At 69.5% G+C, this 23,928-nt stretch carries 14 protein-coding genes; 4 read left to right on the forward strand and 10 right to left on the reverse strand.

Annotated features, from left to right (window positions below; genetic code table 11):
• Positions 1–12: 12 nt before the first annotated feature.
• Both D7318_RS22485 and D7318_RS22490 read left to right on the forward strand, forming a co-directional pair.
• Entirely contained in the window at positions 13–1,122 is a 1,110-nt protein-coding gene (locus D7318_RS22485; protein WP_120698990.1) for a UDP-galactopyranose mutase, read from the forward strand.
• Positions 1,123–1,146: 24 nt separating this feature from the next.
• A complete protein-coding gene (locus D7318_RS22490) occupies positions 1,147–2,226 on the forward strand; it encodes a methyltransferase (RefSeq protein WP_120698991.1) in 1,080 nt (359 codons plus the stop codon).
• 10 nt (positions 2,227–2,236) lie between these two features.
• On the opposite strand, the gene D7318_RS22495 is transcribed toward D7318_RS22490, so the two are convergent.
• The 10 genes from D7318_RS22495 to D7318_RS22540 form a co-directional block, all read right to left on the reverse strand.
• Positions 2,237–3,829, reverse strand: a complete 1,593-nt coding sequence (locus D7318_RS22495; RefSeq protein ID WP_120698992.1) for an amino acid adenylation domain-containing protein — start codon at positions 3,827–3,829, stop codon at positions 2,237–2,239.
• An 83-nt stretch (positions 3,830–3,912) separates the two neighbouring features.
• Positions 3,913–9,600, reverse strand: coding sequence for a type I polyketide synthase (locus tag D7318_RS22500; protein WP_120698993.1), 5,688 nt, complete (start codon positions 9,598–9,600; stop codon positions 3,913–3,915).
• 11 nt (positions 9,601–9,611) lie between these two features.
• Complete coding sequence (locus D7318_RS22505; RefSeq protein ID WP_120698994.1) at positions 9,612–11,327, reverse strand: condensation domain-containing protein; 1,716 nt, start codon at positions 11,325–11,327, stop codon at positions 9,612–9,614.
• Positions 11,324–13,093, reverse strand: coding sequence for a non-ribosomal peptide synthetase (locus tag D7318_RS22510; RefSeq protein WP_183091478.1), 1,770 nt, complete (start codon positions 13,091–13,093; stop codon positions 11,324–11,326). The genes D7318_RS22505 and D7318_RS22510 overlap by 4 nt, the downstream gene beginning before the upstream one ends.
• 146 nt (positions 13,094–13,239) lie before the next feature.
• Positions 13,240–13,485, reverse strand: a complete 246-nt coding sequence (locus tag D7318_RS32955; protein ID WP_183091479.1) for an acyl carrier protein — start codon at positions 13,483–13,485, stop codon at positions 13,240–13,242.
• Between the two features lie 238 nt (positions 13,486–13,723).
• Entirely contained in the window at positions 13,724–13,963 is a 240-nt protein-coding gene (locus D7318_RS22520) for an MbtH family protein (protein WP_120699042.1), read from the reverse strand.
• A gap of 81 nt (positions 13,964–14,044) precedes the next feature.
• Entirely contained in the window at positions 14,045–17,212 is a 3,168-nt protein-coding gene (locus D7318_RS22525; protein ID WP_120698997.1) for a non-ribosomal peptide synthetase, read from the reverse strand.
• A gap of 127 nt (positions 17,213–17,339) precedes the next feature.
• On the reverse strand, positions 17,340–18,422 hold the full coding sequence (locus D7318_RS22530) for an amidinotransferase (RefSeq protein WP_120698998.1): 1,083 nt from the start codon (positions 18,420–18,422) through the stop codon (positions 17,340–17,342).
• Between the two features lie 66 nt (positions 18,423–18,488).
• Positions 18,489–18,692, reverse strand: coding sequence for an MbtH family protein (locus D7318_RS22535; protein ID WP_120698999.1), 204 nt, complete (start codon positions 18,690–18,692; stop codon positions 18,489–18,491).
• Positions 18,693–18,717: 25 nt separating this feature from the next.
• Positions 18,718–19,785: a fatty acid desaturase family protein gene (locus D7318_RS22540; protein ID WP_220729751.1), complete on the reverse strand. Its 1,068-nt coding sequence runs from the start codon at positions 19,783–19,785 to the stop codon at positions 18,718–18,720.
• Positions 19,786–20,340: 555 nt separating this feature from the next.
• On the opposite strand from D7318_RS22540, the gene D7318_RS22545 reads away from it, so the two are divergent.
• Both D7318_RS22545 and D7318_RS22550 read left to right on the forward strand, forming a co-directional pair.
• Complete coding sequence (locus D7318_RS22545) at positions 20,341–21,366, forward strand: fatty acid desaturase (protein WP_220729753.1); 1,026 nt, start codon at positions 20,341–20,343, stop codon at positions 21,364–21,366.
• Between the two features lie 126 nt (positions 21,367–21,492).
• Positions 21,493–23,904, forward strand: coding sequence for a condensation domain-containing protein (locus D7318_RS22550; protein ID WP_183091480.1), 2,412 nt, complete (start codon positions 21,493–21,495; stop codon positions 23,902–23,904).
• Positions 23,905–23,928: the final 24 nt, after the last annotated feature.

The following is a 23,928-nucleotide window of genomic DNA, read 5'->3' on the forward strand; positions in this document are numbered from 1 at the left end:
GGAGAGTCGGAGGTGAAGGCACCCCACAGCTGTGTCGTTGTCGGCGCCGGTCTGACCGGTGCCACGGCCGCGTCGGTGCTGGCGCGGCAGGGCTTCCATGTCCGTGTCCACGAACAGGCCGATGTGGTCGGTGGGCATGTGCGGACCGAGTGGATCAGGGGAATACCGTACGAGCCGCACGGGGCGCATATCTTCCATACGTTTGATAGCGAGATATGGCAATTCGTCAACGAATTCACCGACTTCGTTCCCTATCGACACCGCGTCACCACGCGGCTGCGCTCCCATCAGCTGAGCTGGCCGCTCCAGAGGAGCGAACTGCCTCAACTCGAGGAGTGGCCCGAGGTGGAGCGGGAGCTCTCCTCGCTTCCGCCCGAGCCCGACACGACCAATTTCGAGACCTATTGCCGGTCGCTCATGGGAGACACGCTCTACGGCCTGTGCGTTCGCAACTACACGCTGAAGCAGTGGGGGCGAGCCCCCGATGAGCTCTCGGCTTCCGTTGCGGTCAACCGGGTCGAGCTCCGTGACGACGGATACCGAAGTCTGTTTCGGGACCCCTATCAAGGATGGCCGGAGCGCGGCTATGCCGACCTGGTGGAAGCTCTCATCGAACCCGCGGAGATTCATCTCGGGAAGCCGGTCACCTGCGCCGACCTGACCGAGCTGACGCGGCCAGGTGAGCCTGTCGTGATCACCTCCGCGCTCGACGACTTCTTCAGCGGCGAACTGGGGCCACTGGAATGGCGGGGAGTCCGTCTGGAAAGCCAGTTCATGCCGGACGTCAGCCTCTTCCAGTCGTCCATGGTGATGAACGAACCCGACCTGGCCGTCCCATGGACCAGGACGATCGAGACCAAGTGGGCGCTGGAGAAGCTCCACACGACTCCCGGGACCGTCGTCATGCGCGAGTACCCGGGCGCGTCGGCGAAGCACTACCCGGTTCCCGACAGTGCCGGGACCAACAGGGCACTTCAGGCCTCCTACGAGGCGAAGCTCGCCGCCTACCCGAGGAATCCGCTCGTGGCCGCGGGGCGCCTCGCGACCTACAGCTACATCAACATGGACCAGGCCGTCCGACAGGGCCTGGCGGCGGCACGTCGCGTCATCGAAGCCCACTGAGCCATCCAACCTCTCGAGGAGAGAATGGTGAACTTCAAGGTCGAGGGGGAGCGCGGCCTTCTGTGGCGGAAGCTCGGTACCCTCCTCCGCAGGCATGGCTACACGACTGAAGCGGTCCGGAATGTGCTTGAGGTGCGGGAGCCCGCGGAGGCGGTACTCGCCGATGTCGGCCGGTATTCGCTTTTCTACATGGGTGCCCTGAAGCGAAGTGAGTCCCCTGTCGCCGTCATCGCGCGACTCTTCTTGTTCTGCGGCCATGTGCCCGCGGTGGATCTCGACCGCACCGACCCGGAGTTGGCGGCACTGCTTTGGCGGCTCGGCCTTGTCGAACAGGTCGCAGGTGATGAGCCGCTGGTGCGCGCCACGGTGGCACTCGTCGAGCTCAGGTCGAATTATTTTATCTCGGATAAATTGTTCGAGAACGCGCCAGGCGGTTTTACCGTTCATGATGGCAGTAGTGGCTGCATGCCTCCCCATGCTTCATCCGTCGAGCTGCTCTCCGGCCTGAAGAAGCCCGCCGCCGCGCGGTCATTTCTCGATGTGGGGTGTGGGAGCGGCTGCCAGTCGGTCGTCTTCGCGTCCGACTACGAGTGTGTGGCGGGATTCGATGTGGATGAAAGGGCGGTGGAGTTCGCCCAGGTGAATGCGGCCATAAATGGACTCTCCGGTCGATATGAGGTGAGCTCGTGGGAATCCTTCCGCGCGGACAGGCTTTATGATCACATTGTGTTCAATTCGCCCGACCCCTCGGTCGCGTTCGACTTCATAGGCCGTGGTCTCGAAGGAATGCTGTCCCGTGCGGGGCATGCCCAGGTGTGGCTGAACTGCGAGGTCGGGGCGGAGGATCAAAGCCTCGAGCATGTGCTTCTGCGGTCCATCGAGAACCCGGAGAGATTCGACATGGAGAGCCAGGAGAACGCGAATTCCCCCTTCTCGGTCGGTGCCGACTTCATACGCTCACGGAAATTTCCCGAACACACGCTGCTTGTGTCGCATCCAGGGGAAAGAGCTTCCTACATGCGGGATCTTGTCGAACGAGGAGTGCGCGAGATCGTATCTGTCATCCTGACGATCCGGCTGCGTCACCATCCCCGCTCCGATTGAGCGTCCCCGGTCATCCGTCGGCCGTCGTGCCGCGCGTGGAGCCTGCCCGCCGTCCCGACTTCCGCTGCGAGAACAGCGCCGCCACGGCGGCCCGGTCGAGCTTTCCCGAGGGAGTCAGGGGCAGCCGTTCGACGGTCCGATACGTCCGAGGCACCATATAGGCGGGGAACGAGGCCGCCAGCAGCTCCTTGACCGACCGGCTGAGCGCGTCGGGGTCGGAAGAGGGGTCCACCGCCACAAGGCACGCGGCGAGCGCCGGTCCCAGGGCGGTGTCCAACACGCAGACGGCGGCGCTGAACACGCCGGGGTGCGAGCCGAGGACGGTCTCGATCTCGCGCAGCTCGATCCGGAAGCCGCGGATCTTGACCTGGTCGTCGTCACGGTCCAGGTAGGCCAGCTCACCGCCGGGCAGCCGCCGCACCAGGTCCCCCGTGCGATAGCAGCGGACCGGCGTGGCAGCCGGTCCCACGGGTAGCTCGGCGAACCGCTCCTTGGTGAGGTCGTTACGGTGCAGATAGCCGACGGACACGCTCGCACCGGACAGCCACAGCTCACCCGCCGCGCCCTCCGCCACCGGCGTCCGCTCGGGGGTGAGCACATGGGCGCCCACGTGCGGGAGCGGTCGCCCGATGGGCGAGGCGACGGAGCCCGACCGAAGCGTCTCGGCGTCGAGCACCTTGAACGTCGAGTGCACCGTGTTCTCGGTGATTCCGTACATGTTGACCATCCGCGGGCCGCGCGGTCCGGCCTCGGCGACGAAGTCCCTGACGACGTCGAGGTCCACGCTCTCGCCGCCGAAGATGACATAGCGCAGCGGGAGCTCAGGACCACCGCTCTCGGCGTGGGCCTGGGCGGTGTAGCGGAAGACCGAAGGCACCTGGTTCAGGACGGTGATCCGCTGCTCCCGCAGGAAGTCGATGAGATCGGTGGAGAGCATGGCGGTGTGCCGTGGTACGACGACCGCGGTCGCGCCGGTCGCCAGCGCGCCCCAGAGCTCCCAGACGGAGAAGTCGAAGCACAGGGAGTGGAGGATCGCCCACCGGTCGTCGGCCGTGAACGCGAAGAGTGGCAGGGCTCCTTCCAACAGCGCGAGCACGTTGCCGTGCGTGATCACACATCCCTTGGGCCTGCCCGTCGAGCCGCTGGTGTAGATGACATAGGCCGGGCTGTCCGCGGACGGCGCGGGCGCCGCCACGCGGCCGACGGTGGACACGGGATCCGCCGCCGGTGTCGCCGGGTCGATGAGGCGATGGCCCGAGAGCCCGAGGCGTTCGGCGGTGGCGCGCGCCCCGACGACGCAGGAGAGCCGCGCGTCCTCGGCGATGAACCGGGTCCGCTCCGACGGATAGTCGGGGTCGAGCGGTACGTAGGCGGCGCCTTGCCTGAGGATCGCGAGCAGCCAGACGATGGTCCGCGCGTCTCGTTCGACCATCACTCCGGTCAGGTCGCCCGGGCGCACTCCGGCCGCGGCGAGACGACCGGCGGCAAGGTCGACGGCCCGGTCCAGCTCGGCGTAGCTCAGCCGTACGCCGTCGGCGATCAGGGCGGTCGCCTCGGGGGTCGCGGACACCCGAGAGCCCAGGAGTTGGGTGAGAGATTCCATGACCTACCTGTCATGTTCCGGGAGCGGGCGCTGATTCCGACGACGGGGGAACGGGCCGGGCCGACCGGGCCGACCGGCCAGGCTCATGGCCGACGCAGCTCCCCGAGCGTCGTGCCCGGAGAGGAGAGGACCTGCCTGACCCGCTCCGCCAGCCGGGACTTCAGCGGTGCGAGGTCGCTGGCTTCGGAGATCTCGCTGATCATCTCGACCCTGTCGTCATGTTCCTCGATGGTCACGATCGCGGGCCACGGCATGGTCTCGCGCGGCAGCACCACCGGCGCGGCGGGGGCGCCGAACATCGCCCCCGGGCCCAGAACCTCGTAGTTGAACGCGATGAGCCCGCTCGGAAGTCGGCGGTACCGCTTGTGCTGGAAGAGGCGGTACAGCCCTGAGGTGTGCTCCGAGCTGTCCAGGATCTGCCCCTGGACGGCTCCGGCCACGTCGATCACGGTGCTGTCGTCGGGGAGGTCGACGATCACCGGCAGCAGGTCGACGGAGAAGCCCATGAGCGGCTTGCCCGTGCGGCGGGGCTGTCCGGTCCTGTGGGCCATCACGAAGACCTGCTCGGCGCCGGTGAGCAGCGACGACGCCACCGCGAGCGCCACCAGGGCGGCGGTGTGCCTGGTGGAACCGCTGGACCGCGACACCTCGCGCAGGCCCGAGAGGCTTTCCCCGGGCAGGGTTTCCACGCGCGTGACGGGCTTCCAGGGCCCCGCGCCCTCGATCAGGCTGGCCGATTCCCATACCGCGTCGAGTCGTTCCCGCCACCGGGTCTCGTTCGCCGCGAACCGTGCGTCCTCGTCGCCGCGCTTCCACCGCGCGTAGTCGAGGAACCCGGCCGGTTCGGGCAGGGCGTCACCCGCCGCACCGCCCAGGTAGCAGGCGGACAGCTCCGACCACAGGACCTCGAACGACCAGCCGTCGACCACCGCGTGCGGCGCGGTGGCCTGAAGGAGCGCGGCGTCGTCGGTCTGCACGAGGTGGAACCGGAACAGCGAGGGCGCCGACGTGTCCGCCTCCCTGAGGGCGAACCGGCGCAGCAGCGCCTCCACGTCGCCAGGTGACGCGTCGCTCAGGGTGCTGACGGTCAGTTTCGGAACGGCGTGGGCGACGCTGGTCTGGGACTCCCCGTTCTCGTCCAGTCCGATCCTCATCACCTCGTGCCGCTCCGCGACCCGCTCGACCGCGTGCCGCAGCCTTTCCACATCCAAGGCGCCCTCGATGCGAAGCGCCTCGGACATCTGATACGACTGACCGAGCTCGCCGCCCAGCTCGGCGGCCAGCCACAGCAGCTTCTGGCCGTCGGTCAGCGGGGCCTCCCCGACGACGGCCGGTGGCGACGGCCGGTGCACGGGTGCCGGTGCGCGCGGCGCGCGGGGCTTCTCCCACAGGCCCTGCGAGGCGACTTCGGCCGCGGCCTCGGCCACCGCCTCCACCAGGCGCGTGCAGTCCGCCTCGGTGTGCGCGGCGCTCAGGAAGCAGGTGCGCCCCTCCCACACATAGATGCCTCGGGTGAGGAGGCCGAGGAAGAACATGTCCTCGGCCAGTGGGGAGGCGTCGACGCCGATGCGGAACAGCGAGGAGAAGTACTCGACCTCGAGGGGGTACCCATGGGCGGCGGCGTGGGCGTTGATCCTCCTGGCCACGTCGGCGGTCCGGTCCGTCAGCGAGTTCTGTAGCCGGGGCGATTCCTTCTTGAGATGCCAGATCATCCGCTGCGCCACCGCCATGGTCAGCGGGTGCTTGCTGAACGTTCCGGCGAACACCATGCTCGGCCGTTGCGGGAAGCCGACATCGCCCTCCCGCCAACGCCCGCCGTCGATGGGGGCCATGAACTCGGCGTCGCCCGCGATGACCCCGATGGGCATCCCTCCGGCGATCACCTTGCCGTAGGTCACCAGGTCGGGGCGGACCCCGAAGTGCGCGGCCGCGCCGCCGGGGTGGCAGCGGAAGCCGGTGATGATCTCGTCGAAGATCAGGGCGGCGCCGTGGGCGCTGGTGAGCGCGCGCAGACGGTGCAGCAGCTCGACGGGCTGATGCCCAGGACGTCGGCTCTGGACCGGCTCGACCAGCACCGCCGCCAGTCGGTCGCCGTAGGACTCGAGGACGGGGATCGCGGAGTCGTCGTACGGCAGGATGATGACGTCCTGGACCATCGAGGCGGGCGTGCCCCGGCCGAGGGGGGTCGTCTCGCCCCGTTCGCCGCCCGCCCGTGGCGCGACCAGCACGCCGTCGAACGTGCCGTGGAACGAGCCGGCGAACTGTGCCACGACCGTCCTTCCGGTCCTGGCGCGCGCGGCGCGCACGGCGCCCATCACCGCCTCGGTCCCCGAGGAGGTGAAGGCGACCCGGTCGACCCCGGTCATCGACGCGATGCCGCGGGCGACATCGCCCGCCGTGGACGACTGCGGGCCGATCAGCAGGTCGGAGGGGGCGAAGTCGCTCAGGGCCGCGGTGAGCGGCTCCGCCGCGTGGCCCAGCAGGACGACGCCGAAGCCCATGCAGAAGTCGAGGAACTCATGGCCGTCGACGTCGGTGAAGCGGGCGCCCTGCCCACGGACCCCGACCACCGGGTAGCTCACCTCACGGCGTCCCTTGCGCGAGGCGATCAGGTTCCGCTGGTCCGCCAGCGCGAACCTGTCCTCCTCGGTGGTGCGTTTCGACAGCGTGGTCCGCCTGGCCCACGCGACCTCCGCCGCGAACAGCTCCGCGTCCTCGGCGGGCCGCTCGGGGACCGGGGGGGCTGACGGGACGGCGATCGGGGCGGCGATCGGGGCGGGTTCGGGGATCGGGAGCGGCTCCGGCTCCGCGGCGCCGACGGGCGCCGACGGGGCGGCGGCCGGGGCGGCGTGTTCGAGGTGCTCGCTCATGCCGGCGCACGAGTCCAGCTCGGAGAACAGCATGCGTACGTCGATGTCGGTCCCGAACTCCGCCGACAGGGCGTCCGCGAGCTGGATGAGCAGGAACGAGTCATAGCCGAGCTCGATGAAGGAGGCGCTCACGTCCACCTCGTGCGGCGCGCACCCGACGAGCTTCGCGACGATCTGCCTGACCCCGGTCGCGATCCATGTCCCGTCGGCGGGCGCCGGGGTCGGCGCCGGTACAGGTACCGGCACCGGCACCGGGTCGGGAGTCGGCTGTGCTTCCTTCTGCATGGGGGGCTGCTCCTTCTGAACGCTCCGGTCGAACGCGTAGGTGGGAGCGTGGAGGAGCGTGGCGGTGGCGCCCGAGCCGCTCTCCCGGCCGGTCCCGTCCGTTGCCGGTGCGGCCTGGTCCCGGTCGGCCGACCACGCGGACGCCAGCAGCCGGGCCCGGGAGTACGCGTCGTAGCCCGCCTGCCTGCCGGTGGTCATGGCCACCGCGTCCGTGCCGAACACCTCTCTGACGAACGGTGTGATACCGGCCTCGGAGTCCAGGACATGGACGAGGTCGGTGCCGTTCGCGCGGAGCGTGTTCACGGCGGCGCCGAAGCGGACCGTCCTGACCAGGTGGCTCGCCCAGAACGCGGGGTCGCGGGCCGTCTCCTCGGCCAGCAGGTCGCCCGTCGTCGGCGATATCAGCCGGAGACCCGGCGGCCGCAGGCTCGCCTGGGACCAGGCCGTCGTGTACTCCGCGACGGCGTCCTTCAGGACCTCGCTGTGGTACGGATACACGACGGGGACCGGGACGCTGGCGATGCCCTCGCCGCGCAGCCGGGCGGCCAGCGCGTCGACGGCGTCCCGCGCGCCGCTGATCATGCAGTCCCTGCCGCCGGGCACGATCGCCAGTGACACGTCGGCGCCGAGGTATGGGGTGACGGACCCCTCGGGGAGCCGGACGCGGATCATCCCGCCCGCGGGGGCGTCCTTCAGTATCCGGGCACGCTCCGTCAGAATCGCGGCCGCGTCGGTCAGGTCGACCACGTCGGCGACCACGCCGGCGGCGACCTCGCCAAGACTGAAGCCGCACAGGGACCCGGGGCGCAGGCCGTCGGCGAGCAGTGACCGTGCGATCGTCACGGACTGCACGAGCATCGCGAGCTCGGTGAGCCGTGGCTCGGGCGGGGACCCGGCGGCCCCTGTGAGGAGCCCTCGCACCAGCGGCCTGTCCTCGGCCGACAGGCACCGAAGCGCGTCGGAGAGCAGGTCCGCGAATCCGTCGATCGTGGCTTCGGCCGCCGTCAGATCGCCCGTCGGCCTTCCCTGGCCAGGGAAGACGAGCGCGCTTTCGTGGTTCCGCGTGGGCAGTCGGCTGCCGGTCCGCCACGTGGTGACCTGGTCGTTCCGCCTGGCGACGACGATCGCCTCGCGGTGGGGGAGGACGCGCCGACCCGTCGTCATCGTGTGGGCGAGGCTCCGCAGACGCCGCGGATTCTCCGCGGCGAACTCCTCCACCCGGTCGGCGGTGTCCTCGACGCTGCGCCGGGAGGCGGCGGTCACCGGCAGGACACCGACGTAATCGCCCGGCTCGTCGGCCGGCTCGGCGACCGGCGCCTGCTCGAGCACGACATGCGCGTTGGTTCCGCCGATGCCCATCGAGCTCACTCCGGCCCGCCGCGGCTTCCCCTCGTCCTCCCACTCGCCACACGTGTCGGGAACGAAAAGCCGGTCGCTCGCCGGTTTGATCCGGGGATTGAGCTCCACGAAGTTCGCGACCGGGGGGATCCGGCCGTGGGCGACGACCAGTGCGGCCTTGATGAGGCCCACGATGCCCGCGGCGGCGCCGAGATGGCCGAGGTTCGCCTTGGTCGCCCCGATGGCGCACCGCACCCCGTCCGCGCCCAGGGCACGTTCGATGGCCGCCCATTCGACGACATCTCCGATCGCGGTGGCGGTGCCGTGCGCTTCCAGGTAGCCCAGGTCGCGCCTGTCCACCCCCGCGGCGGTCAGCGCCGCGCTGATGACCCGACTCTGCTGGCTCACACTCGGCGCGGTGAAGCCGACCTTCTGGTTGCCGTCGTTGTTGATCGCACTGCCGCGGATGACGGCGTGGATGGCGTCACCGTCGGCGAGCGCCCGCTCCAGGCGCTTGAGTACCACCGCGCCCGCGCCGCTCGCGGTGATGGTGCCGGTGGCGGCGGCGTCGAACGGTCGGCAGTAGCCGTCGACGGACCAGACGCTCCCCTCCTGGTGGTAGTAGCCCACCCGGTGCGGGAGCTCGACGTTCACCCCGCCGGCCACGGCCATGTCGGACTCGCCGCGGAGCACGCTCTGACTCGCGAGGTGCAGGGCGACGAGGGAGCTGGAACACGCGCTCTGGACGGTCAGACTCGGCCCGCGCAGGTTCAGCGGATAGGAGATCCGGGTGGCCAGGAAGTCGTTGTCGAGGAGCGCTGTCCAGTTGATCGCTTCCGACAGCTTGAGCGGCCGCGAGACGTCCCCGTACCTGGGGTCCCCGACGCGCCGCATGACCGAGATCGGCGAGGCGCCCCCTCCGGCGGCGAACAGCCCGATGTCCTCGGGATACCGCAGGGGGTCACAGCCGGCGTCCTCGAGCGCTTCGAGTACGACCTCCATCATGACGCGGTGGTTGAGGTTGATCCCGTCCGCCTCACCGGCGCTGAGACCGAAGGCGGCGCTGTCGAACCGGTCGTATCCGTCCAGCGGCGCGACCACGGGTACGTAGCTGTTGCGGACCGCCGGGTCGAGAACGACCCCCTCGCGTCGGCGATCCTCCTCCCCGACCTCCACCATGGCCGTCGCACCGACCTCGATGTTGGACCACAGTGAGCGGTATTCGGCTGCCCCCGGAACCCTGCACGCCATACCCACGATGGCCAACGACTCCTGCATCTGACAGCTCCTCAGTGCCTCGCCGACGCACCGTCGGTCTGGTCTCCGACATCCAGGCGGGAAGCGAAATCGCGCAACTGCGGGTGGTCGAAAAGCAGTCGCAGGGTCGCGGTGCGCGAGATCCGCTTGCGCACCGACGCGACGACCGCCCCCGCCTTCAGCGAGTGACCGCCCAGCTCGAAGAAGTCGTCGTACGGCGACTCCACGGGCACGCGGATCGCCTCGCTCCAGATGGCGGCCACCGCTTCCTCGACCGGGGTGAGCCCGGAATCCGGGGCGTCCGCCGCGGGCCCGGTGTCCGCGGACCGATCCGGCTGCGCGGCGGGGGACCCGTGGCCCGCGGTGGTCGCGTCACCGTGCGGGAGCCCGGCGACACGGGCCAGGAGCTCGGTCAGGCCGAGCGAGGCCATCGGTACGTCGGGCTGGCGCAGCAGCGTCGCCAGGACTTCGTGGTAGGCGGCGCAGTAGCCCTGCGCGAGCTCGGGTGAGTAGGTACGCAGGGCGTACTCCCAGTCCAGAGCGATCCCCGAAGGACTGATGTCGCAGGCCACGTACATGTCGAAAGGCCCCTGCACCGTGCGCGTGATGACCTCGGACAGCTTGCCCTCGCCGAGCTTCAGGCGACCGACGGCCCCCGCGGAGAACAGCATGCGCACGATGCCCGCCCCGGGGTCCTGCCCGGTGTTGAGGTCGGTGACCATCCTGCTGAACGGCAGGGCCTGGTGGTCGATGGCGTCCATGAGGTCGAGGGACACCTCGTCGAGCGTGTCGGTGAACGTTCGGGACAGATCGATCCGCGACTGGATGACGATCATGTTGGCGAGCATGCCCACGGTGCGTGCGAACTCGGGCGTGCGGCCGCTCGTGGCCATCCCCAACGCCTTGACGCCGTCACCGGTGGCGGCGGCGATCATGACCTTCATCGTGGACAGCAGGACGGAGAACTGCGTCGACCTGGTGCGGCGCGCATAGGCCGAGAGCGATTCGGCGAGCTGGTCGTCGAGCGTGAGGGACACCACGGCCGTGTCCAACGACGTCGGGGCCCGCGTGACGGCGTGGTCGATGCCGGGCAGCACGCTGCCGGTGACCCCGGCGAGCCGTTCCCGCCAATACGCCTCCTCCTCCTTGAGGGTGCCGTCGGCGAGTGCGGCCAGCTGCCCTTGCACAAAGGTGCTGTAGCCCCGCGGAACGGGGGCGAGGTCGGGCGGAGTTCCGCGGCGTGCCGATCGGTAGAGCTCGCCGAACTCGTCGAGGACGACGGTCATCGAGATGCCGTCACACGCGATGTGATGGACCACCAGGGCGAGCGTGGTGCGGCTGTCGGTCACCTGGACGGCGGTGAGCCTGATCGCCGGCTCGGTCGCCAGGTCGAACGGCCGGTTCGACGCGGCGTCGATGGTCGCCTGGAGCCGACCTGACCGCTCGGCTTCCGGAAGCCCCCGCAGGTCCACCACGTGGACCGGAACCGGCTCCGGGTCACGGGCGATGACCTGCACGACGCCCGAGTCCGTTTCGCGGAATGTCGTACGCAGGGACTCATGGCGGCGGATGACCTCGTTGAAGGCGAACTCCACTGCCGCCGTGTCGAATTCGCCTTCGAAGTGGAATATCTCCGGCATCATATAGGCGGGGCTCGCCTGATTCAGCCGCCAGAAAAGCCAGATGCCCTCTTGGAGTGGGCCGATCGGCAGCGTGTCCTTCATCGAGTCACTGCTGTCGGTAGTCATGCCACGTCCCCGATCATGTGACGCAGTTCGCGTATGGTTCCTGCCCGGTAGAAGTCGCGGAGACGTATGCGCACCCCGAACTCCTTGTGAATGCTCGCCAAGGCGTCGAGCGCGTCGAGTGAGCCGCCCCCGAGCTCGAAGAAGCTGTCCTCGAGTGTGCATGGGGCGCCCAACGTTTTGTGCACGATCGAGATCAGTCGTTCCGCGACGTCGTCGAGAGCGGAGTCGTCCGCCGGTGCCTCGATGTCACCGGCATCCATATGACGCTCCAACGTGGCGATATCGGCCTTGCCGTGCTCCGTCACGGGAAGCCGCTCGACTCGTTGGATCAGCGCCGGGATCATATAGGGGGGCAGCTCGGCCGCAAGGTGGTCCCGGATGCTCCTGTCCGTGCCCGTGGCCTCCTTTTCGCCGTGTCCCACATAGCAGGCGAGCAGGCGGGGATGCGCCCCTCCGCGCTGGACGAAGGCGACCGACTGGGCGACGGCCTGGTGTCGGTTCAGAGCCGACGAGACCTCACCCAGCTCGATTCGCTGACCGCCGATCTTCACCTGGTCGTCCAGCCGCCCGAGGAAGCTGTACCCGCCCCCTGGCAGCCTTCTCGCGAGATCGCCGCTCCGGAACATGCGCGAACCGGGCGGTCCTGCCGGGTCGGGAACGAACCGCTCGGCGGTCAGCCGGGGATTGCCCAGGTATCCGCGGGCGACGCCGGCGCCGCCCACGTACAGGTGTCCGTGCTCGCCCTCGGCCACCTCCGCCAGGCTTTCGTCCCGGTACAGCTGGGCGGTGACCCCGGGAATCGCCTCACCGATCGGCGGTTCGGTGAAGTCATCGCCGGTCAGAACGGTGCCCGTCGCCGCGATCGCCGTTTCGGTGGGGCCGTACTGCACCACGACGGTGCCTGAGTGGGCGGTCAACTCCCGCACCACGCCGTTGGGCACCGCCTCACCGCCGATGAAGGCGAGTCGCAGGCCGGACTCGGACGGTCGGTAGCCCGCGCCGAGCAGGCCGGAATACCAGGAAGGCACTCCGCTGAGGACGGTGACCCCGTTGTCCCTGATGCAGTCGATCTGGTCCTGCCAGGACCCGTCCATGAGGTCGGGAGCCACGACGAGCGTGGCGCCGGTGGCGAGCAGGAGGACCGGCCGGAGCGAGGCGTCGAAGCTCAGGCTCGCGGACAACAGCACGCACATGACGTCGTCGGTGTGCGGGTCCGGCCGCCTCACCAGGCCGTAGAGGTAGTCGCCGTAGTTGTCCAACGCGCCGAAGCCGACGCCGACCGCGTTGGGCGTGCCCGTCGATCCCGAGGTGTGGAGGACGTAGGCGAGATCGTGCGCCGCCGGAGAGCCACGGTCCCCCGAGCGGCTCGGGCCGCCTTTCAGCCGCTTGAACCGGATCCCCGTCCCGTCCGGCATGAGGACCTCGGCGCCGCCCTCACCCGCCTCTTCCAGGACATGGGTGGCCGACGTGTCGAGCACCAACTCGCGCCTGCGCTCGGGCCACTTCGCATCGATGGGCAGATAGGCCGCACCGGACATCCAGATTCCGAGAAGGGCGATGATCGCTGTGTCACCGCGTGGCAGGACGGAGGCCACCACGCTTTCAGGTCCGACTCCGTGAACGCGGCGCAGGTGCTCGCCGATGTCGGTCGCGGTCGCGACCAGCTCGCCGTAGTCGATCGACCGGCCGCCGGCCCGTACGGCCGTCCGATCGGGGGCACGTTCGGCGACGCGGATGATCCGATCGAGTACCTGCGGTGTGCCCATGAGGGCCCCCCTCCTTACGCCGGGATCATGGCCCCGACGACACAATCGTGGACGCGAACCTGTGGAAGTTGAGCTGTCCGCCGGGAATTCATGCGGCGCGGTGACCGATTCCCCGTCTTCGGCCATGGCCGACAGGTCGGCCATCGTCAGCGGTCACCGTCGGCGAGCGATTCCACGCTGTTCCAATGAGAGGTGAACGCCGCCACCGTCGGATACTCCATCAACGCGAGGATGTCCGTGCTGATATCCAGCTTCTGGTTGAGGCGATCGGCGAGCTCCATCAGCTGCAACGAATGACCACCGAGGTCGAAGAAATTGGTGTCCACGTCCGCTTCCGGAATACCGATCACCTCGGCCCATATCCGGGCGACGTCCTGCTCTTGCACAGGCATGATTGACAGCCTTTCCCCCGTATCTTGACAGATCGCTGAGCCGACGTCATGGTATGCGGGCGCTTCTCCGCAGCACAAGGCATCGAGTCCAGGAAATGGGACAGCGCAGGTGGATGATTGAGCGGATGGCCTTTTCAGGACCGACCGCGGCCATGTGGTGGGACTTTCTCTCGATGGGTGAGCGGATGGCGGGTGAGGTTGACGGAGCAGGCCCATGACGCCCCTCGGCGCGGTGCCGCTACTGACTCGGGGGCCCGGCGGCGGCCCGGCGGACGCTCAAGGGCGTGATATCGGTCCACACCTTCTCGATGTGGTCGAGCGCCTCGGACTTCCCGCCCCGGAAGCCCACGGCCTTCCAGCCCGCGGGGACGGGTCGGCTCACGGGCCAGATCGAGTACTGCTCCTCGTGGTTGACCACCACGTCGTAGACGAGAGCCGCTTCGCTGTCGCCTTCGCTGAGATATTCGCCGGGCGGCATGATCAAGAGTCTCCTGATGTCGGGTCGGAGCCGGGTGGTCATGGTGGTCATCGGGGAATCGCGAGGGGGTCGACGACCAGCCTACTGATCCGCGGACGGGCTTCCCGGTGAGCCGCCTTCACCGGTCGGCACGGGCAGCTCGTCGAGCCGCGCGCCGGGGTCGGCCAGACCGCCGGCGAGCAGGGTCAGCAGGGTGTTCTGCCAGCCGCGCGCCGAGGTTTGGTCGAACCTGTCGGCGGCGTATTCGACCTCGCCTGCCAGACCGGCGGAGTGCTGCCGGACGGACCAGGTCAGCGCGGCCTTCGCGGTGCCCTGGTGGATGAACTGCTCGGCGATGTCGAGCCCTTCGATCCCGCCCTCGATGTCGAGCGGGGTGGACTGCAAGGCGAACATCGCGTGGAACAGCGGGCGTTGCCCCCCCGCACGCCGTGGCAGGGACGCGACCACGTCGGCCAGCGGCAGCTCCTGGTGGGTCAGTGCCTCCGCCAGCGCCTCGTCGGTGCGGCCGACCAGCTCGCGGAAGGTCATGCCCGCGGTGAAGCGCATCCGCAGCGGTACCGTGTTGACCAGATAGCCGATCAGATCCTCCGTGCCCGGCCGGTTCCGACCGGCCATCGGCACCCCGACGACCACGTCGTCGACGCCGCCGGTGCGACGCAGGGTCGCGAGGAAGGCCGCGAGCAGTACGGTGAACGCGGTGCTCCCGCACGCGCGGGCGACGCGCTCGACGGCGGTCGGATCGACGGCTTCGGGCGGCAGGGGGAGGGCGAAGCCCTCGGTGCCGCTTCGCTTCCCCGAGCCGCGCGGGAGGCCGGGCTCGACAGCGGGCGGGTCCCCTTCGAGCCGGGCGCGCCAGTGGTCCCGCTGCCCTTCCGCCTCCGCGCCGCGCAGCCAGCGCTCCTGCCAGGCGCAGTAGTCGGCGTACTGGATGGTCGGCTCGGGCAGCGGACGCCCGGCGTAGAGCATGGCGAACTCCCGCCAGAACACGGCCAGGGACCAGGCGTCGAACACCGCGTGGTGCACGTTGAGCAGCCACAGGTGGTCCTCGGCGTCGACGCGGTAGCAGGCCGACCGCAGCAGTGGGCCGGCGGACAGGTCGAACGGGCGCCGTGCCTCCTCCTCGGCCAGGCGACCGGCCTTGTCGGCGTCGGCGGCGACGGTCACCTCCGTACGCACAGGGCTCGCGGGCCTGATCCGCTGCCAGACGCGACCGTTCCCCTCCTCGAAGACGGTGCGCAGTGCCTCGTGGCGGGCGACGATCCCGGTCAGTGCGGCGTCAAGACGGTCGAGGTCGAGCGGCCCCCTGATCCGGTAGCCGAGCACGACCGCGTAGGTCGGCGCCCCGCGGTGCACCCGGTCGAGGAACCACAGGGCCTGCTGCCCGCGTGAGGCGAGGCACCGGTCGTCGCGCTCGTGCGACGGCACGACCGCGCTCTCCGACGCGTCGCGGCCGTGTGCCCGCTTCACCAGGGCGGCGACCCCGGCCACGTGTGGAGCCATCCGCAACTGCGCGAACGACAGCCCCACGCCGGTCACATCGGCGACCCGGCTGAGCAGCTGGAGACCCCGCAGGGAGTCCCCTCCGGCGGCGAAGAAGTCCTCGTCCCTCGACGGGGACCGGCCGCCGAGCACGTCGCTGACGAGGAGGGCGACGACGCGCTCCAGCGTCGTCATCCCGGCCTGGCCCGTGCGGTCGGCGCGGCCTGTGTCGTCGGCGTGGGGCGGCGCGACGGGGGGAAGGGCCGAGCGGACCGCCTTGCCGTTCAGCGGGGAACGCGGGATGCGATCGAGCAGGACGATGGACCGGGGCACCACGGCCTCGGACAGCCGGCCCGAGATGTCGGCACGGATCGCCGCCTCGGACACTCCGTCCTCGGCCTCGACATAGGCGATGAGGCGCGACCCGAACGGCGGGTCCTCGACACTGATGACGACGACGTCCCTGACCCCGGCGCAGTGATGCATGGCGCTTTCCACCTGGCCGGGCTCGACGCGGTGCCCGCGGACCTTGACCTGGCGATCGGAGCGTCCGAGGAACAGGAGGGTCCCGTCGCTCCGTCGGCTGCCGCGGTCGCCGGTGCGGTACATGCGCGATCCGGGCGGGCCCTGGGGGTCGGGAAGGAAGCGGTCGGCGGTGGCGGCCGGGGCGGCGTGGTAGCCGCGGGCCAGGGGCGGCCCGGCGAGCCAGATGTCTCCCGGGGTACCGTCCGGCACCGGTCGCATGTCGTCGTCGAGGATGTGGAACGTGGCCTGCGCGAACGGGCGGCCGATGGGCGCGAGCGCGTAGTCGGAGCGGCCGGGGCCCGACAGCTCGTCCGGCTCCGGGCGGTACAGCGCCACGCTGATGCTGGCCTCGGTCGGCCCGTAGTCGGAGACCCAGTCGATGGATTCCGCTCCGGGGATCCGGTACCAGGCGGCGAGCTTGTCGACGAGGATCTTGTCGCCGCCGATGAACACGATGCGCAGCGAGGCGGGCAGGCTGACCAGCCCGGACGTCAGATCGTCCACCCACTGGTGCCAGTAGGCGCTGGGGAGGCTCACCCCCGTCACCGCGAGACGATCGATGAGCTCGGTGAACTCCAGGCTGGTGAAGTGTCGTTGATCGGGCATGACGACGGCAGCGCCGGTGACCCAGGCGGGCATGATCTCTTCGAGCGCGGCGTCGAAGGCGATCGGGGTGGATTGCAGGAACCGGTCGCTCGGGACCAGCTTGAGCTCGTCCCTGAGGGACACGGCGTGGTTGGCGAAGCTGGCGTGCGTGACGGCGACCGGCTTGGGCTTACCGGTGGAGCCCGAGGTGAAGACGCAGTAGGCGAGGTTGGACGGGTCGACGGCGGGGGGCGGGGCGGTGGTCGGCCGGTCGGACAGGCCGACCTGCTCCAGGTCCACGACGGGCACGCCGGAGGGCGCCACGGTCACCGATCCGTCGCGGACGAGAAGGCTGGCTCCGATGTCCTTGATCATCGCCTCGGCGACATCGTCGGGGAGCGAAGGGTCGACGGGCACATACACCCCGCCGGCCTTCCACACCGCGAGCATCGTGACCAACAGGCCCGGCGACGGCTCCATGACGACGGCGACCAGGCGCTCGGCTCCGATACCGGCCTCGGCCAGCAGCTGGGCACACCGGGCGGCTCGTTCGTCGAGTTCGCGGTAGGTGAGGACGCCACCGTCCGAGACGACCGCGACGGCGTCAGGCGTCAGCGAAGCCTGCGCCTCGAACAGGTGATGAACGCAGGTACCGGGCATGAAAATCCCATCTCCGGATCGAGCGGTACGGGTCGGCCCTTCGCGCGGAAGGTCAACGGAAGGTCGGCGGAAGGTCGGCGGAACGGAGGGACGGCAGTCGGCCCCGGGGCCACAAGTGGCAAAAGTGTCAGAAGTAGGAGTTCAGCCCACCGCGCCGCCGCACATCGACCGTCGCGCAGTGGAAGGAGCCGCCGAAGCTGTTGAAGTTCCGGAACGGGCACGGGATCGCGGCCATTCCCCAATCCTCGGCGAGGCGGCGCATCGGCTCGTCCTGCGCCTCCACGACCATCCGCTCCTCGTCGATCATGAGCACGTTCATATTGATCCATGTGCTCGTCATGTAGAGCGGGTGGTCGCCCGGAATCACCGGCGGCGGTGCCGTGCGCACTTCCCAGTCCTTGAATATCTCCGGAACCTCCGGCACCCGGTCCGGATGGATCAGCAGCTTGCCAGGAGCCAACGGCATCAGGCTCGCGTCGATGTGCATGGGGTGGTCGTCGGCCAGGGTCACCTCGTGCACCCGGTACGCGTCGCCCACGTGCCTGCGGACCCACTCGATGCCCAACGCGTTGGTGACATGGCTGCGTTGGGCGAAGATGTCGCGGCCGCACCGGATGAAGTCGGCCGCGTCGAACGTGGGCTCGAACTCGGTGATGACCGAGCGGAACGGCTCCCCTTCGGGCTGGTCGGTCCAGCCGTCGACATACAGCTCGTCAGGGAGCTCGGGCTTGGGCGGCGAGCTCCATCGGGCTCCCCGCAGGAAGTACTCCTTGAGCAGCGGCCGGTAGGCCGACGCCGCGTGGTGGCGCGAACGCCAGGACATCGGCGCCTCGATGACGTCGTCGCCGACGACCAGCAGCAGGTCGCGGGGCATCGCGTCGTACAGACCCGTGCTCGACCATCCCGGCGCGCCATAGGACTTGCCGTGGTCCCGTGGCTCGGGCCGACGGACCCTGACTCCTTCACCGGCCAGGATCTCGACCAGTTGGTCGAGCTCGTCCCGCGCGGCCGCGACGCGGTCGGCGGGGAACGGCTGCCCGGCGCGCTCCTGGAACAGGGCGCGCTGCTCCGGCGAGAGCGGCGCACCGACCGAGGCGTGCCACGGAGGGAAGCGGGCACCGTCGACGGCGCCGACGATCACCTCCTCCAGTGGGTCCCACTCGTTGAAGGAGCTGACGGGACACTCGGTGGAGGCCTCTGACTCACTCATCTCGCATCCTTTGCTGGTCGGTGTCAGGAATGCCGTCGGACCACGATCACGGCACGCGGCCCGCCGTCAGCCGTCTCGGTCCATGAGCGCGCGCAGGCTCGCCGGACGCATGTCCGTCCAGAGTTCGCCGATCCGGTCCAGGCAGGCGGACCGCTCCGCGGGGCCGCCGACCCGCTCCCATCCCTCGGGGACGTCCCGCCCCGCGGGCCAGATCGAGTACTGCCGCTCGTGGTTGCGCACGACGGTGAAGAGGGTGTCGGCCTCGGTCATGACTGCCTCTCGTCGTTCGGCTCGGTCAACACGCCTCCGGATCACCGGGGGTCCGCTCGGCCGCCGACGGCAGGCCTTCGCGGCGGATGTCCAGGAACCCGGCCACCGCAGGGACCGGCGACACGACGTGGCCGTCCTCGCGGAACGACGCGCCGTACCGCTCGGCGACCCGCGGCAGCTGACTCCAGTGCGTGGTCGGGCGCAGGTGGTGCTCCTGGTGGTAGCCGTCGTTGAAGGTCAGCCAGTTGTACAAGCGGCCGTAGTGGCTGACCGAGTTCGCGTACCGGCTCTCCGGGTGGGCCCCGTAGTGCCGGTAGTAGTTCTGCACGTTGACCAGCGTGAAGGCCACCGCTATCGCGGGTAGGTAGCAGATCAGGAGCCACTGCCAGGACAGCACCGCGAGCAGTGCGAGCAGCCCGAGGTGCGCGAGACGGTCGGCCTGGATCTGGCGCAGCTCCGCCCTGCGTCGCTCGGGATTCCGGGTGGCGAGCTCCTGGAGCAGCGTCTCGTCGGCGCCGACCCGGCAGCCCCGGCGCAGGGCGGCGAACGTTCCGAGGAGCTCGCGGACCGACTCGGCGAGGCTGAAGAACAGGTACCGCCACAGCGGTGCGTGGCCGTCGTCCCGGCTGTAGCGGAAGGTGGACGTGACGTCGCGCGTCGTTCCGTCCTCGCCTTTGCGGTCGTTGTTGTAGCGATGGTGGTTGCGCACATGGGTCAGCCGGTACGCCTGCACCGATTGCGCGATGTTCGCCGAATTGATCAGCGACATCACCGCGTTGTGGCGCGACGAGACAAACCATGGCTGATGCGAGAACAAATGAGAAACAATGATCACGCTGTACGTCAGCATGAAAGCCACGAGCGCGAATGACCCCACCATCGGCCACAGCCCGGTGGGATCGACCGCGGCGAGCCAGATCGTCACCGCGAACTGAGTGATGCTGAACAGAACCAGAAGGGCGTCGATAGGGCCGTTCCGGAACACACGGGATTTCCGGTCTTCCATGAGCCTGATACCTCTGCGTCGTCGTGCGCGCTGAAACGGATGCGCGTCAGCGCGCGCCTCGGCCCACCACGGGCGTTTCGCGATCACAGGAACGCACATCCAGGAGCTGAAGAGGCATGTGGGTGTGCGCACGGCCCCCGCAGGAAAGTGAATGACATCGTATGATCCCCGTAGTGACTGATCGGCTCCCGGCCTTCTGTGAGTTGGGCAGATCGCCTCTGTTGACGCTCACGAAAGACGCCCTGCTCGGCAACTGCCCGTTATCAGCGATCAGTTGGGATAGCCTCACGGAGCCGCATTCAACACTGTGGGTTGTGATGAGGTCAAGCCCTCTCCTACGGTGGATCGTTGGGCTTGTCGGTAGCGAAATGCTCTCTTCCGGTATTCGCCGGTGGGCCGGTGGGGAGTGCCGTTGTCCGGTGCATGGCGGAGGCGGGTGCGCGACGTCCGGTAGGCCGCTCACCCGGTCAACTCCGGGTCGAAGTAGATCTCTTGACAGGGTATCTATCAGTGGAGAACACTGGCCCCGTTCCTGTCGCGGAGAGGGGCAGAGGGCCAGATCCCGCTGGGGTCGCCGACATTCTGGAGTGGCCTTCCATCTCCGACGGGACAGCAAGCGCATCGCAGGGGGAGGGCAATACCGTGGCCAGCGCTGATCGTGCCGAGCGGCACCGGTTCTCGCCGGAGATCCTCGCGGCGGTTCGTGCCGCGTCCCGTCCGGACAACTGGCACGGACCACTCGAAGTCGTCGAGCACTGGCTGTGGATCGCGGCGTGGTGCGCGGCGTCCGTGCTGGCGTTCCAGCAGGCCCCGCTCTGGGCCGCGATCCCGGTGTACGTCGTCGCGGTGTTCTTCATCGGCGGGCGCCAGCGGGCCCTCGCCGGGGTGCTGCACATGGCCACCCACCGTGCGTTCATGGCGAACCGACGCGTCGGCAGCGTCATCGGGGCACTGCTCGGCGGATATCCGGTGCTCCAGAGCTTCACCGGCTACCGGGCCTCGCACCTCGGCGAGCACCACGGCCGCCTGGGCGACCCGGACCGGGACCCCGACTACAAGCAGTACCAGGACAACGCGCTGTGCGGGGACAACCTCAGCCGGGCCGCGCTGCGACGGTACATGTGGTCCGTCCTGAGCCCGCGCGCCACCGCCTCGTACATCCTCTACCTGCTGCGGCACCGGATCGTGGCCAAGGGCGAGCGGACGTCCGAGCGCTGGCTGCGGGTCGCCCTCATCGCCGCGGTGCTGGCGTGGGCGGTCTTCGGCGGCTGGTGGCTCTGGCTTCTCCTGCTCTGGTTCGTGCCCATGATCACGACGCAGGTGTGGATCGGCGCTGTCGCCGAGCTCATGGAGCACTTCCCGCTGATCGAGACCGCGCCTCGAGTGGACATCTTCATGTCCTGGAACCGGGTGTACGGCCTCGGGACGCGCTTCCTGTTCGGGGAGAAGGACGGCGAGGGCTTCCACCTGGTCCACCACCTGTTCCCGCGGACGCCGATGTGGCGGCTGCGGGAGGTCGACGCGATCCTGCGACGCGACCCGGTGTACGCGGAGCTGCCCCGCCTGGACGGTGTGCTCGGCGGGATGGGAAGGATCTACAAGTCCCTGCCGAGCACCGGCGGCGGGACCGCGGGAACGGTCCTGACCACCCCGATGCCCGAGATGTGAGCGACGATGCCCGAGATGTGAGCGACCGGGACGCCGTCTCGTCCCTTCGTGTGCCCGGTCGGCGCGGCCATCCCCGTCGAGACCGCCGTTGACGCCAGTGCCTACTCACCCATGCGGGGGAGCTCAATGACTTCCAGTGCTGACCTGGACCACGCGCGAACGCGGCACTCGTCGGAGCCTGACGCGCCGAGGGGGCTGGTGCCGGCGTCGGTGGGGCAGGAGGCGCTGTGGCTGGTCGATCAGCTGGGCGGCGGGTCGACGGAGTACTCGATGGTGTTCGCCTACGGCTTCCGTGGAGACCTGGTGGTGCCCGCTCTCGAGCGGGCGGTGAACCAGGTGGTGGCACGGCACGGGGCGCTGCGCACGACCTTCGTGGAGGAGGACGGGAAGCCGCTCCAGAGGATCGCCGACGAGCCTCATGTGCGGCTCGTCGTCGAGGACGTGTCAGGGAACGACGCACTGCACCACCGGCTGCTCCTGGAGGAGGAGCGCGCCTTCGACCTGGCGGCGGGCCCCCTGTTCAGGACCGGCCTCCTGAGGCTGACCGAACGTGAGCACGTCCTGCTCCTGGCCGTGCACCACGCGGTGTTCGACGGAGTCTCGCTCGACATCCTCCTGGACGAGCTGCGCGAGTTCTACGCGGCGGCGGTTGACGACCGTGCGCCTGACGTGGAGCCGTCGGTGGCGCAGTTCACGGACTTCGCGGTGGCGGAGCAGCAGTGGCTGCGGACCGAGGAGTGCGCGGAGCAGCTCGAGTTCTGGCTCCGCACCCTGGACGGTGCCGAGCCGCTGAGGGTGCCGACCGCCCGGCCCGAGTCGACGGTCGGGTCAGGCGCCGCCGATCTGGTGCAGTTCGAGGTGGACCGGGAGGTCGGCGCGGGCCTGGAACGCCTGCTGACCCAGGAGCGGGCCACGCCGTTCATGTTTCTGCTCGCGGCGCACCACGTGGCGTTCGCCCGCGCCACCGGGCAGCGGGACGGCGTGGTGGGCACTCCGATGGCGAACCGCCACGAAGCGGGGATGCGGGATGCCATCGGCTACTTCGTGAACATGGTGCCGCTGCGCGTCGATTCGACGGACGCCCGCAGTTTCCGTGACCTGTTGCGGCGGGTACGGGGGGTGTTCCTTGACGCGTACGAGAACCAGGACTATCCGTACGCACAGCTGGTGGCCGAGCTGCGGTCAGGGCCCGGCGGCCGGAAGGAGCTGTTCGACACCGCGCTGGCGATGGACTACAGCTCATCGGATCAGGAGGCGTGGCCCGGTGTCGAGGTCGCGCCCGTGGACACCGAGGGAGTCAGCGCGAAGTTCGACGCGTTGTTCTCGATCTACGCGACCGGGCGGGGCTTCGAGGGGGAGATCAGCTTCCGCACCGCCGTGCTCGACCGGCCGACGGTCGAGTCGCTCGCCGAGGACTTCGTGGCGATCCTGGGCAGGGCCGTCGCGCATCCCGACGTGGAGCTGGACGAGCTGCTGGCGCGGCCCGACGGGCGGCCCGACCGGACGCATGTGCCCGCACCTCGGGGCCGAGCCGACACCGAAGCCACCACCCCGGTGCTGCCCGGCGGGCCGGCCCTCCGCCGACCGCCGCGCAACGCCAGGGAAGAGATCCTGTGCGGGTTGTTCGCCGAGGTCCTGGAGGCCGAGGACGTCTGTATCGACGACGACTTCTTCGACCTGGGCGGCCACTCGCTGCTGGCCGGACGCCTGGTGTCGCGGGCGCGGTCGGTCCTGGGCGTGGAGCTGGCCGTCCAGTGGCTGTTCGAGACTCCGACGGTGGAGGGTCTGGCCGGACGGCTGGACGACGGAGCGTCCGATTCACTGGCGGCCCTCCTTCCGCTGCGCGCGAAGGGGCACCTGGACCCGGTCTTCCTCCTGCCCCCGATCGGCGGGCTGAGCTGGTCCTATGCGAGGTTCCTGCCGTACATCCCGAAGGGGCGCCCGGTGTACGGCTTGCAGGCCACCCGGTTCACCGGGGAGGTCGACCGGCCGGAGTCGGTCCGTGCGCTGGCCGAGACGTACCTCGAACTGATCCGCGACGTATGCCCTCATGGCTCGTGCTTCCTGATGGGATGGTCGTTCGGCGGCGTGGTCGCGCAGGAGATCGCCGTGCTGTTGGAGGCCTCGGGCGCCGAGGTCCGCAACCTGGTGCTGCTCGACGCCGTTCCCGCGGTCGGCGGGTCGACCGCGGGCGATGAGCTGTCCGAGGAACAGCTCGAGGCCATCGCGGAGTCGATCCGTGGAGCCGGCGGCGGCGCGTCCGGCGAGCTGACGGAGTCGGTGTTCAACGACCTTTCGGACATCGCGGCCCACTGTCTCGGTCTCCTGCGGGCCCACCGCTCGCGGAAGTACGGCGGGGGCGCGGTGAGCTTCGAGGCCGAGGAGACGGAGCCCGAACGCGACCGGGTCGGGGTCCGTTGGGCGGACCTCGTCGGCCGCGGGGTCGAGACCCACCCGCTGGACTGCGCCCACGGCGAGGTCATGGACGCCGCGGTGGTCCGGCGGATGGGTCCCGTCATCGCGGAGGCCGTGAAGTGACCCCGCGGGCCCCGTCCGCTTCGC

It is taken from the genome of Streptomyces radicis (genome assembly GCF_003626575.1).
Classification (GTDB): Bacteria; Actinomycetota; Actinomycetes; order Streptomycetales; family Streptomycetaceae; genus Streptomyces; species Streptomyces radicis.